This is a genomic window from Pseudomonas sp. LSJ-87, from assembly GCF_032971465.1.
In the GTDB taxonomy this organism is placed as follows: domain Bacteria; phylum Pseudomonadota; class Gammaproteobacteria; order Pseudomonadales; family Pseudomonadaceae; genus Aquipseudomonas; species Aquipseudomonas putida_Z.
Genome location: NZ_JAWJYQ010000026.1, coordinates 1 through 773, shown reverse-complemented (window position 1 = coordinate 773; position 773 = coordinate 1). Strand labels below are relative to the sequence as shown.

The 773-nt window shown below is 54.6% G+C and carries 1 protein-coding gene; it reads right to left on the bottom strand.

All coding sequences use genetic code 11. The features are described from left to right. Window positions 1-91: 91 nt before the first annotated feature. Window positions 92-712, bottom strand: coding sequence for a tyrosine-type recombinase/integrase (locus tag RYH74_RS17130; RefSeq protein ID WP_317409810.1), 621 nt, complete (start codon window positions 710-712; stop codon window positions 92-94). Window positions 713-773 lie beyond the last annotated feature (61 nt).

The window sequence follows — 773 nt, the reverse complement described above, 5'->3', positions numbered from 1 at the left end:
GAGTGCGCATGGCACTCACGACATCAGTTTTTTTCAGCGTCTGCTTTGGGTCGGTTAGCGACGGTCTGCCCTCGACCGTCGCTTTGGATGGTCAGACCTCCGTCTGCTCTGCCATCTCCAAGGCATCGTCGACCTCAATCCCCAGATATCTGACGGTGCTTTCAAGCTTCGTATGGCCAAGCAAGAGTTGGACTACCCTCAGATTCTTGGTTCTACGATAGATCAACGACGCCTTTGTTCTTCGCAGCGTGTGGGTGCCGTACAGCGCTGGATCAAGGCTAATGGCTGTCACCCAGGCTTTCACTATTCGAGCGTATTGCCTGGTGGAGAGATGAGCTGAACCGTGTAGCCGACTTGGAAACAGACAGTCCTCGCTACGGAGATGAGCCTGGTGCATCCAGGCTTCCAAAGCCATACGGGTTTGCTCGGTGATCTCAAATTGCACTGGATGGTGAGTTTTCTGCTGCATCACGATCGCTCGTGACGACACATGCTCTCCATGGGCTACGTCCCGTACACGAAGCTTGGTTAAGTCGCAGGCTCGCAGCTTGCTGTCGATTGCCAAGTTGAACAACGCCAGATCCCTGGATTTCTCTGCGATCTGGAGACTTACCCGGATGGCCCAGATATCTCTGAGTCGGAGCGGGGCTTTCTGCCCGACTAGCTTTCCCTTGTTCCATGGGCGATGGGTGTAGATAGCAGCGGTTTTCATGTGTTCTCCTCCGCGTTAGAGGAGGACAAGGGTGAACTCGATGCGATGGACGGTCGCTAAC